This is a genomic window from Psychrobacter sp. FME13 (assembly GCF_014861395.1).
Lineage (GTDB): Bacteria > Pseudomonadota > Gammaproteobacteria > Pseudomonadales > Moraxellaceae > Psychrobacter.
Map to the genome: position 1 here is coordinate 1 of NZ_RRYV01000079.1, position 14,298 is coordinate 14,298.

General features: G+C 42.1%; 11 protein-coding genes. 3 read left to right on the forward strand and 8 right to left on the reverse strand.

The features are described 5' to 3' along the window. Positions 1–135: 135 nt before the first annotated feature. Both EI164_RS10105 and ppsA read right to left on the reverse strand, forming a co-directional pair. Complete coding sequence (locus EI164_RS10105; RefSeq protein WP_225739220.1) at positions 136–1,098, reverse strand: RDD family protein; 963 nt, start codon at positions 1,096–1,098, stop codon at positions 136–138. Positions 1,099–1,239: 141 nt separating this feature from the next. Next, positions 1,240–3,624 (reverse strand): phosphoenolpyruvate synthase, encoded by a 2,385-nt coding sequence (gene ppsA, locus EI164_RS10110; protein WP_192519841.1) that lies wholly within the window; start codon positions 3,622–3,624, stop codon positions 1,240–1,242. A gap of 910 nt (positions 3,625–4,534) precedes the next feature. Here ppsA and EI164_RS10115 point away from each other — a divergent pair. The 3 genes from EI164_RS10115 (at position 4,535) to sthA (ending at position 7,665) form a co-directional block, all read left to right on the forward strand. Next, positions 4,535–5,431, forward strand: a complete 897-nt coding sequence (locus EI164_RS10115; protein ID WP_225739221.1) for a pyruvate, water dikinase regulatory protein — start codon at positions 4,535–4,537, stop codon at positions 5,429–5,431. Positions 5,432–5,538: 107 nt separating this feature from the next. Next, positions 5,539–5,934 (forward strand): DUF4377 domain-containing protein, encoded by a 396-nt coding sequence (locus EI164_RS10120; RefSeq protein WP_192519842.1) that lies wholly within the window; start codon positions 5,539–5,541, stop codon positions 5,932–5,934. A gap of 81 nt (positions 5,935–6,015) precedes the next feature. Further along, positions 6,016–7,665: a Si-specific NAD(P)(+) transhydrogenase gene (gene sthA, locus EI164_RS10125; protein WP_192519843.1), complete on the forward strand. Its 1,650-nt coding sequence runs from the start codon at positions 6,016–6,018 to the stop codon at positions 7,663–7,665. A gap of 115 nt (positions 7,666–7,780) precedes the next feature. Here the strand turns inward: sthA and EI164_RS10130 are convergent, their stop codons facing one another. The 6 genes from EI164_RS10130 to EI164_RS10155 all read right to left on the reverse strand — a co-directional run bounded on the left by EI164_RS10130 (position 7,781) and on the right by EI164_RS10155 (position 14,128). Then, complete coding sequence (locus EI164_RS10130; protein ID WP_192519844.1) at positions 7,781–8,983, reverse strand: ABC transporter permease; 1,203 nt, start codon at positions 8,981–8,983, stop codon at positions 7,781–7,783. Then, entirely contained in the window at positions 8,983–10,221 is a 1,239-nt protein-coding gene (locus tag EI164_RS10135) for an ABC transporter permease (protein WP_192519845.1), read from the reverse strand. Before EI164_RS10135 ends, EI164_RS10130 begins: the two co-directional genes overlap by 1 nt. Positions 10,222–10,224: 3 nt before the next feature. Then, positions 10,225–11,436 (reverse strand): HlyD family secretion protein, encoded by a 1,212-nt coding sequence (locus EI164_RS10140; RefSeq protein ID WP_192519846.1) that lies wholly within the window; start codon positions 11,434–11,436, stop codon positions 10,225–10,227. 66 nt (positions 11,437–11,502) lie between these two features. Then, entirely contained in the window at positions 11,503–11,688 is a 186-nt protein-coding gene (locus tag EI164_RS17500) for a YhjD/YihY/BrkB family envelope integrity protein (RefSeq protein ID WP_192519847.1), read from the reverse strand. Further along, complete coding sequence (locus tag EI164_RS10150) at positions 11,651–12,391, reverse strand: YihY/virulence factor BrkB family protein (protein ID WP_192519848.1); 741 nt, start codon at positions 12,389–12,391, stop codon at positions 11,651–11,653. Before EI164_RS10150 ends, EI164_RS17500 begins: the two co-directional genes overlap by 38 nt. 99 nt (positions 12,392–12,490) lie before the next feature. Then, positions 12,491–14,128, reverse strand: coding sequence for a TolC family protein (locus tag EI164_RS10155; protein ID WP_192519849.1), 1,638 nt, complete (start codon positions 14,126–14,128; stop codon positions 12,491–12,493). Positions 14,129–14,298: the final 170 nt, after the last annotated feature.

Genomic DNA, 14,298 nt, shown 5'->3' on the forward strand with positions numbered 1-14,298 from the left:
GTGGTAATCGTTTAGTTGATTTATTTTATAACATTTTTGTGGTCATCTGACTATAACAAAAAAAAGCAACGATAATACGCTGCTTTTTTATAAGGGTTATCAGACACGTTGCTCATAACCAAACTTAACGAATGGTTATTTTATTTTTGGTTCTTTTGCTAACTGATTACTCTCTGCTTTCACTACCAATGTGCTGGCCAGTTTGTCATGCCAACCAATGTTTTGAGGGCTTTTTGAAGCCATGTAATAATGAATAGCTAAAGGTATGAATACTATAAATGAAGTAGAAAGAGGGATGTAGATTAGTGCTAATACAAGCGTGCGTATCACAACCAATTTGACAAAAGAAGGCAAACGATGAGTTGTTTGGTCGACCACACGAATACCAGTAATTAGTTTGCCTAACGACTGACCTCGTAAGATAATAAAAAGTAATTGCAAAGCGATAAGACCAAAAACCATAGCATTTGATATGAGCTGCGTAGCATGAGGAATACTTTCAGCAACACTTAAAGAATATTTAACCATCTCATCCATATTCTGTAAATCTGTAGGTATGCCATCCAACTTGTTTATAGCTAGCATTAATGGCAAAAATGACATGATTAAAAGTAGCCAATCAAGTGCCGTTGCTAATACTCGCGACATGATAGGCGCAAGAACAACATTACCAAGAACTTTATCTTGAGCTGAAATATTCTTACTGCTAGCCGTTTTATTTAATGACACATTATGATGCGGTGTGTGATGACGGTTGGTTGTCATATTCGCATCTTTATCAGTGACTTTTGGACGTTCAGGCTTGCCATACAGTCTATCTAACGATACAGATTGTCTGTCCTCACCATCACTGGCTTTATCTTCAGGAAATACAGTGACGTTATTGATAATAGAGTCATTGGTATCTGGGCGGCTAATGGTAGCGGGTCGATAAACCGTTTGGTTGTTGGTCAAGTTGCCGACACGCTGCCATTGGTCTAAGCCTTCATGCCACATTAAATCATCTAGCAGTACTTCACCAGAGGCCAACATAATATTGAGCTGATCCAAACTGTATGGACCGGCTTGTACGTTATTTCGAGCAAGGAAAATCTGCATAATTGCCTACATAGTTAGTCATGTCTTACATCACATTTTATAATACATAATATTAGGGTCTATTTAATATTTTTCAAATAGACCCTAATAAGTGTATCTTTAATAATGGTGTGAATTACCGCTGTGACTTGACGTTACGGCTTATTTGGTTTCTTCACCAGCTAAAAAGAACCAAGTATCTAGTACTGAGTCAGGGTTTAATGACACTGAGTTGATACCTTGTTCCATCAACCAATAAGCAAGATCTGGATGGTCTGATGGACCTTGACCACAGATACCGACATATTTGTTTTGCTTACGGCAGGCATCGATTGCCATAGTTAACAGCTTCTTAACAGCAGGATCACGTTCATCAAATAGATGTGAGACGATACCTGAGTCACGATCTAGACCAAGGGTCAACTGAGTCAAATCGTTAGAACCGATTGAGAAACCATCGAAGTACTCTAGGAATTCATCTGCCAATAGTGCATTGGTTGGTAGTTCACACATCATGATAACACGCAAACCGTTTTCGCCACGCTTTAGACCATTTTTCTCTAGTAGCTCGATGACTTCTTTGGCTTCGCCAATCGTACGCACGAATGGAATCATAATCTCGACGTTGGTCAGTCCCATGTCATCACGGACACGCTTTAGTGCTTTACACTCAAGTTCAAAGCAATCGCGGAAGTTGTCAGATACATAACGACTTGCACCACGGAAACCAAGCATTGGGTTTTCTTCTGATGGCTCGTATAATTTACCGCCCAACAAGTTAGCGTATTCGTTTGATTTGAAATCTGACATACGAACGATAACTGGCTGATTCATAAAGGCAACCGCTAAGGTTGAGATACCTTCGACCAATTTATCAACATAGAAGTCAACAGGTGAGGCATAACCGGCGATACGCTCTTGGATGGCTTGTGATATTTCACGTGGCAACGTATTCATGTTCAATAGTGCTTTTGGATGCACACCAATCATACGGTTGATGATGAACTCAAGGCGAGCAAGACCAATGCCTTCGTTTGGCATTTGGGTGAATGAGAAAGCGCGATCTGGGTTACCGACGTTCATCATTACTTTAAATGCTAGCTCTGGCATCGTTTCAACAGAGTTGGTTTGCACTTCAAAGTCAATTTGGCTTTCATAAATAAAACCAGTATCACCTTCGGCACAAGAAGCAGTCACATCTTGACCGTCAACCAATAGCTCAGTTGCGTTACCACAACCAACGATAGCTGGAACACCTAGTTCACGTGCGATAATAGCCGCGTGACAAGTACGACCACCACGGTTGGTGATGATGGCAGAGGCACGTTTCATGACTGGCTCCCAGTCAGGATCCGTCATGTCTGATACGAGGATATCGCCGTCTTGTACTTTGTCCATCTCGTTTAGGTTGCTAACGATACGCACTTTACCTGAACCGATACGTTGACCGATTGAGCGGCCTTCGCATAGTATTTTTGCGTCGGTAGTATCAATGATGTAACGCTCCATGACATTGCTGTCTTGGCGGCTCTTAACCGTTTCAGGGCGTGCCTGAACGATAAATATCTCATTGGTGTCGCCGTCTTTAGCCCATTCGATATCCATCGCTTGGCCATAATGTTTTTCGATCGTTACCGCTTGTTTAGCAAGAGAGGTTAGCTCTTCAGTAGATAGTGAGAATTGCAGGCGATCTTGTTTTTCAACATCGACAGTTTTCACAGATTTAGCTGTACTACCTTCGTCACCATAAATCATTTTCTTATGCTTGCTGCCTAGATTACGGCGAATAACTGACGGCTTACCATTGGCTAACAACTGCTTTGATATATAAAATTCATCTGGATTAACCGCGCCCTGAACGACCATTTCACCTAGGCCGTAGCTTGATGTGATAAATACCACTTGATCAAAACCACTTTCGGTATCTAGCGTGAACATTACACCAGCCGCACCAGTTTCTGAGCGAACCATGCGTTGTACAGCGGCAGATAGTGCAACACCTTCGTGCTCAAAGCCTTTGTGTACACGATAAGAGATTGCGCGATCATTGTATAAAGAAGCAAACACTTCTTTGATAGCGATTAGGACGTTATCAATACCGCGAATGTTTAGGAATGTCTCTTGCTGACCTGCGAATGAAGCATCTGGTAAATCTTCAGCAGTTGCAGAAGAACGTACGGCAACAGCGATGTCTTCGCCGCCGCTCATTGCTTCAAATGACTCACGAACTTCTTGTTCAAGATCTTTTGGTAGTTCTTGCTCAATAATCCAAGTACGAATTTTTTTGCCAGTCTCTGCAAGCTTGTTAACATCATCTACGTCTAATGTTTTTAGCTCATTATTGATTTTTTCTAGCAAACCTGTTTCGTTCAAAAAGCGGTTAAACGCATTTGAAGTGGTGGCAAAACCGCCTGGAACACTGACACCTAAATCAGATAAATGGCTGATCATTTCGCCTAATGAGGCGTTTTTACCACCGACCATATCAATATCGTCTTTTCCTAGCTGATCTAGATTGATTACAAGTGCTGTAGATTGCGCTGCCATGATAACTCCAGAAAATAAGGTTATTTAGTAAGGATTATAACGGTGGATTATACCGCTATATTAGGACAATTTCGAGGGGTTAAATCAAAAAAATTGTTAAAAACAGACAAATTATGGAGTTTACTACATAATTTTGAGCAGCTTTTCGAAAAACTTACTTTCTACGCTAGCGTAAAAATATCGAAAAAAGCCAATATATCCCCGTCTGACAACCCTAAATGAGACTATAAATAGCCAATTCAAGGACTATTACAGATAGATGGTGTGTGTTTTAGAAACTTCGTGCTTATATAGGTGTGTAATAGTCATTTTTAGTTCAATCGAACAGGGTATGAATATCGTTTTGTTTAGGACGTGTTAAACATTCACAAATACTCTCTGTTAGTGCCATGATCGAATATCAAACACATCTTACTATTTATAGAGTGTTTATTCGCTCGCTTTATTGGTATGAAACAGACTCTAAATATTGAAGTTATACAATTACCAAGGTGTTATAACGGGTTTGGTGAAAGAATCGCTAATCTCAGTATGTTCTAGAGATAGAGTTGGCTTTTATATTGGTTTCTAAGTACGCATCTGTAACATTAATTTCTATTAAGCCGCTATTATGCGTATAATGTAGGGCATAAATAATGTAGGTCTGTTATTGCATATATATTGAATATCAAGGCTGATTTATATAGGCGCTAAATATGTCTAGGGGATGGCTTCAATTCACTCGATAGTCATCTAAACGGAATAAATATCGTCAAATAGCCGGTTCATATCCCGATACTATCTGCGCGATTTTCCTTGTTTGACGATCATTTTTATCACTATTTTTAAAATGAAGACACGTCCTAGAGTAGTATGAAAAATATAAGCCAAAAAAAGATTATCATTGTGTTTCCAATTGAGGTGCCAACGTATGTACTCAAACAACCCTACTGAACAAGTGAAGTCCACTATTCAAAACCGGCATGCATTAAACTTAGACAGCTCACAAGCTGTTAGAACCGCATTTTTTATCTCAGATGGGACAGCAATTACGGCTGAGACATTGGGCCGTGCTATTTTGAGTCAGTTTGCTTCGGTACCTTTTGAAACCAGAGTGTTGCCTTATGTGGACAGCCTTGAGCGTGCGGAAGATACGGTTGAGCAAATCAATATGGCCTATCAACGAGATGGTTTACTACCTTTGGTGTTTGATACGATAGTCAACCCTGAGATTCGTGAAAAAATCAACGCAGCACAAAGTTGTAACTTGGATATGTATGAGGGTTTGATTGGGCGAGTCGCGGAAGAGACCGGTGTAGAGCCTGATGGGCACTCAGGTCATGCCCATGATAATGTTGATTCTGAGACCTATAAAGAGCGTATTGACGCAGTGCATTTTGCTTTAGATAACGATGATGGCGCACGTACCCGTCATTATAATGCGGCGGATATCATTTTGGTTGGGGTGTCACGCTCTGGTAAAACCCCAACGTCACTATACTTAGCGTTACAGTTTGGTATTCGAGCAGCCAATTATCCTTTGACTGAAGATGATTTGTACGACAATCAATTACCAAAAGCATTGCGTGAGCATAAAGACAAATTGTTTGGTCTGCTTATTGATACAGATCGTTTGGTGAAAATCCGCCAAGAGCGCCGCGCGGGTAGTCGTTATTCTAGTTATCAGCAATGCCAGCAGGAGCAGCGTGCGATACAAGGGATTTATATCACTCATGGCATCCCCAGCTTGGATGTATCCGAGATGTCTGTTGAAGAAATTGCCACTCGTATTCTACAAATGACAGGTCTGAAACGTCGTATTGGTTAAAGATTGATAAAACTCAATTAAACATTAACTGTTTAACCCTTGAAGATTGTTTATACCATTATTAATATCGTCATTTAATACAACCTCATTATCCTATAGAGAATATTATGAGTTTAGCTTATAAGTCTAGCAAGACCCCTTTATTATTAGCCAGTTTTTTAAGCGTAGCGACATTATTGACAGCCTGTCAGACGTCACGTCAACCAGTCCCTGAGCCGCGCTATGTACCAACCATTGTCTTAGGTGATGCGCAAATGCTAACCATCATGCCAAACCGTGTGGCCTGTGCTTCGGAATTACCGATGCAGTGCTTGCTTGCCAAATCTAGCAAAGACGGTAGCATGTTTGAAGTTCCTTATGATTGGATTGAGGGTTTTGAGCCAACGCTTGGTACTGAATACGTGATCAGTGCCCGCCCGCAAATCGATGAAGCAGAACAAAGTCCTAATGGCTATTGGACATTGCAAAACATTGTCTCACAACGTATGGTAGGAATGCCTTAGTACGGTGATACTAACTCACTCAAATTTTGATTCGTTCATGACCTAAATATCAAACCAATAAGTACATATAAAGAGGATACGATGGGAACTAAAAAACCAAGCGATGCAACTAATGATATCGGTGAAGAAAGCCATACTGAAGTATCTAATAAAGCAAGTAGTCACGCGCCTAATCCTGAGCACACTGTCGGAAAAAACAAACAACAAAAAATTGAACAAACCCATGAGCAAGTCACTGATGATGTGATGCATCACCCTGATCTTGTGAATCCTCTCGATGACACACGAATTGATATCAAATCTGGTTTTACCAAAGATTCACGTCGTCTAAAAAGCGACAACCATGCATACGAATATGACGCAGTTGTTTTAGGAGCAGGTCCTGCTGGTGAAGCGGCTGCTATGAAACTGACTAAGTCTGGCAAAAGAGTAGCGGTCGTTGATCCACGTGATCAAGTAGGTGGTAACTCTACTCATGTAGGCACGATTCCAAGTAAAGCGCTACGCCAATCAGTATTTAACTTAATTAACTTCCGCCGTGACCCGATGTTTACTAAGGCGATGGAATATAAGCAAGTACCCCTAAATGAAGTGTTGGCCAAGGCGCGTCAAGTAATACGTCGTCAAGTTAATACGCACACGCGTTTTTATGAGCGCAACCGCATTGAAGTGATTCACGGTTGGGCCAGCTTTATCGATGCCCATACATTACGTATTGAAACCGATGACAATGTTTTTGAAACCATTACTTTTAACAAAGCGATTATTACCGTTGGTAGCCGTCCTTACCGTCCTGATATTCTAGACTTTGATCATCCACGCGTTTTTGATTCTGATAAAATTCTGCAAATGGATTATGTGGTCAAAAAAATCATCATTTATGGTGCAGGCGTAATTGGTTGTGAGTATGCGTCTATCTTTACTGGTTTGGGTTACAAGGTTGATTTAATCAATAACCAAGATCAGCTGCTCAATTATTTGGACAGCGAAATCAGCGATGCTATCGCTCATGATTTTAGACAATTTGGTGTGCTGATCCGTAGTAATGAAGAGATTGATCATCTTGAAACGCACGATGATTATGTGGTCTTACATCTAAAGAGTGGTAAGAGAATCAAATCTGATGCCATTCTATGGTCCAATGGTCGCTCAGGTAATACCGAAGGTCTGAACTTAGAAGCGGTTGGTCTGAAAGCCAATAGCCGCGGTCAGTTGAAAGTTGACGACACATATTGCACTGATATTAAAAACATCTACGCTGCTGGTGACGTGATTGGTTGGCCATCTCTGGCATCTGCCGCTTATGACCAAGGTCGCTGCGCTGCTGCCTTTATGGTAGGTGATGATGATGCCGAGCCAGTATCTAGTGTGCCGACTGGTATCTATACCATTCCTGAAATCTCTTGTATTGGTAAAACAGAGCAAGAGCTGACGGATGAAAAAGTTCCTTATGAAGTGGGTCAAGCATTCTTTAAGCATCTGGCACGTGCGCAAATCATCGGTGAGCGTTCAGGCGTATTAAAGATTTTGTTCCATCGTGATACGCTAGAGATCTTGGGTATCCATTGCTACGGCAATCATGCGTCAGAGATTATTCATATTGGTCAAGCCGTTATGAAGTGTAAGAGTAATAATACGCTTGAGTATTTTGTGAACACCACCTTTAACTACCCAACGATGGCCGAAGCGTACCGTGTCGCGGCATTGAATGGTTTGAATCGAGTTTTTTAAATCATCGCCTATTTATATTGTATAAATCAAAAAAGCGCCTGCTAATATTAGCAGGCGCTTTTTTGATAGCTGGTTTATCAATATAAAACAGGCCTATTAAACCACTTACTCCATGTTATGAAATGGTTTTATGCTGCTTCATAGTGGTATACCAGCGAATGAGCAAGAGTAATATAAAGTAGAATATCCATAAAGCGGCGAGTGCATACAGCCCAGTAGAGATTTGGGATACACTGGCACCCATTTGGTTTAGCTGTACAGAAGTGTTGATGGCTGGTGTCGTCGGTATTAACCAACGAATGATCTGTAAAAATTCTGGCAATTGGTTTGCAGGCCACGGATAGCCACTGATAAAAAACATCGGCAACGAGCTAAAAATAAGAATTTGCATACCGCGTTCACGTTGACGAAACCATAATCCGAGTACGCAGCCGAGAGTTGCAACTGTTGGGCAGAATATTAGTAGAAATAACAAGCTGCCGAGCATGTTTTGTCCGCGCGGATAGTGATGAAGCTCAAACGCCCAGCCATAATAAAAGCAGCCGATCACAAAGCTACACGCACTTAGCGCTGAAATACGACCAAGCCAGCCACGGATGCTACTCATGTGCCGACGCTGCTCATACCATGTTCCAATCAGCATCGTCGTCGACATCAAAAGTGTTTGCTGTAAAATTAGAATAGAAACCGCTGGCACGATGTACGCGCCATAGCCTTCTGTTTGATTGTATAAAGGAATGATTTGTAAGGGTACCGCTTGAGTGTTTGCTTTTGCGGTTACTGGATACACACCTTGTGCTACGTTCTTCTTAATCTCGATACCAGCTGATACGGTGCTAACGGCTTTCAAAAATCCCATCTGAACATTTTTATTCAATAGAAAATAACCGCCATTGCCTAATACACTGACGCTCGCTGATTTTCCAGAGAGTACTTGCTGCTCAAGGCCACTCGGAATCACCATATATCCAGCGATTTCATCTGCCCAAATGGCCCGTTTGGCATCTTGCTCATTGAGAAACCGCTTAGTATCTAGCTGCGGGCTGGCACTGGCATAACGTACGACAGTTTGTGATAGGTTACTGTTGTCATAGTCAATGATACCAACGGGCACATGATCGATTACCTCGGTCGAATATGGCCAAGGATAAAAAAAGCCATAAATAATAGGTGCAATCATCAATAGTAACAGCACACCTTTATCAGAAAATATGCCTTTAAAAGTCTCCAAGAACCCATCCCAAAATGTTGGGGATGTTGCTTGCAGTGTTGAGTGTTCAGCCATAGAAGACGGATTTTGTTTTGGTAACAATGACATTAGCGTGCTCCCCAGCGTTCTGGATGTGCCAATGCACGTTTGGTCAATAGCGTCGTCAAGATCATCGTAATGGTCGTCGCAATTGTGAGGCCATAGACAATCGGTAATGACACAGCCACAGGGGCGTTCATCTGTAATTGTGCAATGTGTAGCTTTAAATAATGTGTGAGTGGTAGCACGTCTGACCAATGCTTGGCATTATCACTGATAGCAATATACGGAAAAGTGACACCTGCAAAGGCATAAGAAGGGGCAGAAATAAAACCAGTAGACGATAAGCCCATGCGTAAAGAAAACGAATTTAGGGTTAAGATGGCACCAATAAGAAATGACAGCATCATTAGTAAAAGCAGACCGACATAAGTAGCAATCACTGAGCCAATAGCAATAACGTCTTGTGGTGCAGCGAACCAAACAGCAAGCATTGACCAGATGCTATAAGCCATCATGGGCCAAAAATACTTGCCCAATAAACCGAATAACAGTACAGAGAAGCTAGCCTGTCTAGGTTGAGTATCTTCATGAGCTGTATCTGTTTTTTTATTAGTAATAAAGTCGTACCAATGGCCTATGTTTTTATCACGCAGCTCACGTCCTATCGTCGTTGCTCCGATGACCATTGCTAAAATATGTAGTAGTGCGGGAATCACCGTTGAGGCTAAAAACTGCTGATAGTTAGTTGCGGTGTTGAATAGACTGATACGCTGTATACTAATCGGCGAATAGGCAATCACTGCTTGTGATGGTGCCACGCCTTGCTTGACCAAACGCTGTATCTCAACACCAGCCGATAACGTGCCAGTAACGGCTTGAACACCAGTTTGGATGATGCCTGAATGTGTACCGTACTGAGCATTCACTTGCAATATTAAAGGGGCAGGCTTGCCAGATAAAATATTACGAGAGAAATCTTCAGGAATAATAACAACGGCATAGATATCACGCTGCAAAATGGCTTTTTCTGCCACAGCTTCTGAAGTATAAAGCTGCTTGACCATCAAGGTAGGACTGGCTTCTAAATAACGCACAACAGTATTGGCAACAGGACCATTGTCTTGGTCGATCACTCCGATAGGCAAGTCTGTAATTTGCGTATGAGAAAATATCCACCAAATCAATAGCACAGTTGCTAATGGTATCCAAATCACCATCGCCAAGTCCCACGAGTTTTTGGACAAAAATCGTCGCTCGTACGCAGCACTACGAAAAAAAGCCTCACTTAACTTGGTCAGGCTCATGGCTTACTCTTGATTCTTAGTGTTAGTAGACGCTGAATCAATGCTCACAACCACGCTCATGCCCGAACGAATACGGGCGTCTGGAGTGGTAGGACGCGCTTTCACCTCAAAGGTACGCACATCAAAGCCGTCATCATTGTTGGTTGGGCGCCAAGTTGCAAAGTCAGATAAGGTTGACGTGGCATAGACGGTAAACTCTTTAGTATAAGGCTTATTCACTGATGACAATGCTGGTATCGTACCTGTGAATTTTTGCCCGATTGCTAGTTGGTTTAAATAGGTTTCTGTGACATTGAGTACGACCCACTGATCACTGGTATCGACCAACGTCAGTAGAGGAACACCTTCTCCAATGACTTCACCGGCATTGACAATAACGTCATCTACGATACCAGCGATAGGGCTTTTTAAGTTGGCTTCTTCTTTTGCAACCAGTGCTTCGTCCAGTTTTGCATCGACTTGCGCGACTTGCGCTGTGGCGGCTAATTTATCTTCAGTGCGTGCGCCTTCTAACGCTAGGTCATATTGCAATAGCGCCGCTTCAGTTTGGTCTTGGGTGGCCAGATATTGGGCATAAGCTTCATCTCGTTTTTGCCGTGCCATTAGTCCTTCTTCATACAGACGATTGACCCGTCGATAGGTGTTTTCTGCCAAATCAGAACCTGCTTTGTTGGCTTGCCATGCTGCCTTTGCTTGAGCGATTTCTTGTGGGCGAGCACCGTTTTCTGCTTTATCTAACTGACTCTGTGCCATTTGTTTGCCAGCACGTGCTTGATTAATTTTGGCATTAATCTCAGGTGAGTCCATTTCAATAAGCTGCTGACCGATGGTAACAGTATCGCCTTCAGTGACTAAGATTTTTGATATGCGTCCAGGTACTTTTGCAGCGATAGAGGTTTGCTGCATTTGCATTTGCCCTTGCAAGGTAATGGCCTCGGGCTCACTGTGTTGACTGCTCTTATACAAACCATAAGCAACCATACCCAGCACAATGAGAATAATCAGTGCTAGGATGGCTTTTTTGATTAGGGCAGATTTGTCAGTTTTTATTGCCTCGCGTTTATAAGGCGGCACGGTTTGCTCTGCGTTAGCACTCGCGTTGTCAATATTAGAATCAATCGGTGTTTGCTCATGCTGACCATTATTTGATTCAGTAGAGCTATCTGAGTCGTTTACTTTGCGTGAGTCGCCTGATTCGTTGGTAGATTCAGTCATGACGGTGAGGTTCCTAAAGCAATAAAGCGAAGAGTAGAGGTGAAAAATTGATGACTAGGACACGCCCTAGTACACTCGAGTAGCATAAGGTTTGGCATCTTCTATGGCTTCAGAGTTAAAGATAGCTCCAAAAGCGACAATAAATGCTGAATAATAAAGCCACAGCATAATGACCACGGCAGCTGATAGTGCGCCAAACTCAGCACTATAGTTGTTAAAGTTTTGGACATAAATTGAAAAAGTTTTGGACATAAATTGAAAATAGTACAGACAATATAATCCAAAGAATGGTTGCTAGCGCTGAGCCTGGCACTAGTTTCTTTAGTGCGACTGCGCCACGGTTAGGGGCTAGGCGATAAAAGCCCAAAAAGCTTAAAAAGATGATACCAGTCAATATAGGCCACCTGCTCCAAAGTGCAATTGTCTTAGCAATTTGAGGGAAGGGAAAGTAGGCTGCCGCTAATGGAATGATAGCGATAGAGGAGATTGTTATAATTAATATTACAACTGCGGCGAAGGTCAAGCCAACTGATCGAATGGTACTTTGTATAAAGCCACGCTCTTGCGTGATATGAAAAGCAAGATTGACAAGAACGATTAACGATTTGATGCCTTTAGAGCCAGCATAAAGAGCAAATGAAGTCGATACAATAAGACTGACAGTCAGTGTAGATGCAGTACTAGAAACCAGATCGCTTAGGCGTGAATTGAGGACTTCGTATACCGTATCAGGTACAAACGGACGCAAAATTGCAATCTGTTCTTGCATCTCAGTGAGCGAAAATACAAGACCATATAGCAGCACAAATACTGCCATTACTGGAAAAATTGATAAAAACCCAAAAAAACCTACGCTCGCGCAGTGTGCCCAAACATTAGAAGTGTTTGCGATACGCCACGTTTTCAATAAAGGCTGTAGCCAGCCAACTACAGATTTAAACGTCAGTTTTTTCATAAAATATTTTATTTGTTCACAGTAAGATGAGTGTATCAATTGGCAGCTTTATGATAATCAGTATAAATATTTATCAGTATGCCTTATGACGTTAAATCATTACTCAGTATATAAAGTTGGCAATTGAATATCAGCTGCGTTGAGATAGGTGTTAAAAGCTAATGGCGTGCCACAGCTTTGCATCAGCGCAGCCAGTGATTGCACGTAACTATTTGCTGCTTGTGCTTGTTCAGTACGGGCTTTTAGTGACTGTGTTTGTGCTTGTACGACCTCAATCGGCGTGTTGACACCTTCTTGTAGCCCTAACTGTCGCAAGCGTAATACTTCAGCCGCTAGATCAACATTGCTTTGTAACGCCTGATAACGTGACTGAGCATTATTGACGTCGTGCCAGTTTTTTTCGACCAGTAATAATAGGTTGTCACTGACTTCGATCTCAGAAAGATCAGCTTGGCGTATTTTGGCATTACTTGATGCCAGCGATGCCGTTTTGTCTAGCCCGCCCCATAGCTTCCAGCTTGCGGAGATACCGGCGACCCAACTGGGATCCTTCTCGACTTGTCCATAACCATACAACATCACTGTAGGCTTATAACCAGTATCAGATAATGCATGTAACTGCTCTGCTTGTTTACGTTTGGCAGCGACTTTTTGTAGGCCTGGATGATTGGCAAGCGCTAAATCTTGAAAGTACGTGACATCTGGCAGAGGACGACTAGAAACGAATAGTGGTGTTGTGGGTTTGATACGGTATTCCGTACGCAATAGGCGCTGCAAAGCCATCATTGCAAGTCGTGCATCGTTATTAGCATTGACAGATTCGCTTTTTGCATCTGCCAGTGCAGACTGTGCTTCTAGACGATCCACACGCGAGATAAAGCCTTCTTCAAACAGTCGCTGGGCCATATGATCCGTTTGCTGAAGTGTGTCATAAGCATCTTCGCGCAGATAAGCGGCAATGATGGCCAATTGCGCTTTGAAGTATCGTTCAATTAAGGTGTTATATAGCTCGTTCTTATCTAATAAGCTGTCTGCGATGGCTTCTTGGGTACGCGCCTCAGAAGCACTAGTCAATGCTGTGGTGCGTCCGGCAGTATAAATAGGCCATAATACGCCGACTCCTGCACCCGATGTTGAACCTGAACGTTTTAACTCATAAGAATCAGGGATGCGCTCATCAGCCAATTCGCCCAAATTCGGCAGATTTGGAAAATAAGGTGCTAGGCTGTCAGCCTCATTGACAACACCGCTTTTGAGTGACGATAAATCAAGATCGGTGTCCAAGTTGTAAGCCGTAGCTGACACTCGTGCAAATACAAGCGGGTTGTCTAACGTATCGAGAGCATCTGTTTGATATTCACTTGAAGCAATCGCAGCTTGATTGGCTGCTAATTTGGGTGAGACTTGCAGTAAAATATTCTGTGCTTGTTCAAGACTCAATAAGCTAGGTACTTCTAATGAATAGCTACTATCGATATTTTTATGAGTGGTTGGGTCCACTAGCGTTTTTAAATTAGGCTGTTGCTGAGATATTTCTATTTCGCTATTGGTGGCAATGGTTTTATTTTTGGCATAGCTTTTTTGAATATTGCTTTGGTTGTCAGCATCATTGATTGGCGTTACTTGGTTTGGGGACTCAATATCATTTTCGTTTGCACTTGCAAGATTAGAAGCAGCCAAGGCCATGAGTGTAAACATCATGACTGAATTAGACAGAGTCGATAGAGCAAATTTCATAAGTCACATAAGCCATTAATTAGAATGCAAGGTTTTTGATATCTTAGATTAACACATGAAGTGCAATACCAAATGCAAGGTGAAAAAAAGACCTAGATGCGCTAGCATCAAAGTTTTTATCCACCGACCAAAGTGAGATTGCAACCATGAGCTATACACATCTAAGCCTA

Coding starts and splice junctions, on each gene's coding strand:
- EI164_RS10105 (WP_225739220.1), bottom strand. CDS start 1,098: ATGCAGATTTTCCTTGCTCGAAATAACGTACAAGCCGGTCCATACAGT.
- ppsA (WP_192519841.1), bottom strand. CDS start 3,624: ATGGCAGCGCAATCTACAGCACTTGTAATCAATCTAGATCAGCTAGGA.
- EI164_RS10115 (WP_225739221.1), top strand. CDS start 4,535: ATGTACTCAAACAACCCTACTGAACAAGTGAAGTCCACTATTCAAAAC.
- EI164_RS10120 (WP_192519842.1), top strand. CDS start 5,539: ATGAGTTTAGCTTATAAGTCTAGCAAGACCCCTTTATTATTAGCCAGT.
- sthA (WP_192519843.1), top strand. CDS start 6,016: ATGGGAACTAAAAAACCAAGCGATGCAACTAATGATATCGGTGAAGAA.
- EI164_RS10130 (WP_192519844.1), bottom strand. CDS start 8,983: ATGTCATTGTTACCAAAACAAAATCCGTCTTCTATGGCTGAACACTCA.
- EI164_RS10135 (WP_192519845.1), bottom strand. CDS start 10,221: ATGAGCCTGACCAAGTTAAGTGAGGCTTTTTTTCGTAGTGCTGCGTAC.
- EI164_RS10140 (WP_192519846.1), bottom strand. CDS start 11,436: ATGACTGAATCTACCAACGAATCAGGCGACTCACGCAAAGTAAACGAC.
- EI164_RS17500 (WP_192519847.1), bottom strand. CDS start 11,688: ATGTCCAAAACTTTTTCAATTTATGTCCAAAACTTTAACAACTATAGT.
- EI164_RS10150 (WP_192519848.1), bottom strand. CDS start 12,391: ATGAAAAAACTGACGTTTAAATCTGTAGTTGGCTGGCTACAGCCTTTA.
- EI164_RS10155 (WP_192519849.1), bottom strand. CDS start 14,128: ATGAAATTTGCTCTATCGACTCTGTCTAATTCAGTCATGATGTTTACA.